This window comes from Shewanella sp. 11B5 (assembly GCF_002836795.1).
In the GTDB taxonomy this organism is placed as follows: domain Bacteria; phylum Pseudomonadota; class Gammaproteobacteria; order Enterobacterales; family Shewanellaceae; genus Shewanella; species Shewanella frigidimarina.
The window spans coordinates 1-1,839 of the sequence record NZ_PJAP01000753.1; the positions used below are offsets into that span (position 1 = coordinate 1).

General features: G+C 36.5%; 2 protein-coding genes. One reads left to right on the top strand and one right to left on the bottom strand.

All coding sequences use genetic code 11. The features are described 5' to 3' along the window. The first annotated feature begins 814 nt into the window (after positions 1 to 814). Positions 815 to 1,441, top strand: coding sequence for a protein disulfide-isomerase (locus CXF78_RS16090; protein ID WP_011638560.1), 627 nt, complete (start codon positions 815 to 817; stop codon positions 1,439 to 1,441). 115 nt (positions 1,442 to 1,556) lie between these two features. Here the strand turns inward: CXF78_RS16090 and CXF78_RS16095 are convergent. Next, positions 1,557 to 1,839, bottom strand: a 283-nt coding sequence (locus CXF78_RS16095) for a LysE family translocator (protein ID WP_180957182.1), incomplete at its 5' end; no start/stop codon positions are given.

Here is a 1,839-nt window from a genome sequence, read left to right on the forward strand (position 1 = left end):
CCACCTAACCAACTGATAATAAAATACAAAAACAAATCACCATTGAGACAGAAGAAACAGATCCACTTATTTTATTGTTAAATTGATTTAACTCTACAATATCGACCGAATAAATAACGAACAAACCCCATACTTATATTAATCCACTCTAATTTAATATAACTAGTCTAGTTTTAATTCATTACATATTTACTTAACACACCTTAACGCCACTTAACTCCGACTTAAATTAAAGTTGACTAAATTAATCTCTAACAATTATTAAGGTTAATCTTTAATGTGAAAAGAGAATCCTAAAAACAAAACAATTTATTCATTATCAAAATAACAAAAACTATCCATACATAATACAAGACCGACTAATTCGTTAAGTAATAATGTGCTAGTACGTATTCATTAGATAATTCATTAATTGAAAAATCTATCTTATGAATAAACACTCATAAAATCACATTTACATCGCTTATGCGACCTACCTAACAGGTTCATATTTTAATTAGGTTGTCATGTCACGCTTAATATAAGAACGTTATTATCTGAATTAAAATTAAATACCAGCATAGGACCCTTGATCTAATATGGCAGAGCCCAACGTAAACGTCGAAAACAAGTAGTCAACGCATGCACACAGTAGACCTACTCCGGTCACACTCCATTTAGCTTGCTAAATGGAGTGTGAAATCTGATAACTTAAAGTTTGCTTGGTTAAGAGCTCGTTTATTCTGAACTGAGGTCTACTGCAGATTCAATGATTGTATAATGCTGATAAACTATTTAGGATCAGCACATCTGATCGCAAACAAGAATTAACGTAATGACCACTGAGCTTTATTTTATCTACGACTCACATTGCCCTTGGAGCTATGCCACCACACCGTTGGTGAATGCATTGCAGCAAGCCTATCCTGAAATGAATGTACATTTACTGCATAGCGCACATTACATTGGCAAAGACAGTGCTGGCGAAGAGCAAATGGAAGCGGCTGCAAGAATGAGTGGACTAAAATTTGGCCGCGATCATATTCGTTACGTAAACAGTCCTAAAAGCTCAATCAAAACCGCAAACTTTATGGCCTGGTTGCAGGGCAAACAAGCTGACAAGCAATTAGATGTGCTCAATGCGCTACAAAGAGCTCATTTCATTGAAGGCAACCCACTTAGCAATAAGCACGACTTTAATGACATCGTAGAAAAATTTAAGCTGTCACCATCAAATAAAGTGTTTAAAGATGAGCTCAGTATGGACGCAGAATACGTACTGGAAGGCATAGAAGAGATCCAACAAGTCATTGGTACTACCGGCTTCCCCGTTTTAGTCATGACCGTTAATGATAACGCCATTTTTATCGATCATTCACAATATCTGAGTAGCCCTCATGCTGTGGTTGCTGCGGTTGAAAAAGAAATAGCTGCGATTAAACTCGCGAAAACGGAATCGTAGCGATAAATCGCAACCCGCCAAATACATCATTGATGTGAATGTGCCAGCAGTAAGATCAAAAAACCACGGCTAATGACCGTGGTTTTTATTTACTAGCGACTTTTAATCGTAAAGGTTAAGCAATACTTTGAACTTGCGATGCCAATAACCAAATCGCTAATGCAAAAAATATTACGCCCATAAACTTGTTTTGATAGGTACGAAACTTTTCATTATTAAGTAGAGGTTTACCCAAACTGCCCACTAATGCCACCAACAGCAAATTGAACGTCAATCCCATGACATTCAGCAGCAAACCTAGCGCCAGCATTTGTTCACCTGAGCTAGCACTCAATTGAGTAGACACAAACTGAGGCAAAAATAACACAAAAAATATCAGTGCTTTAGGATTAAGTAAA

What these genes read in the sequence shown, in the direction of transcription:
- CXF78_RS16090 (WP_011638560.1), top strand. Translation starts at nt 815, where the DNA reads ATGACCACTGAGCTTTATTTTATCTACGACTCACATTGCCCTTGGAGC.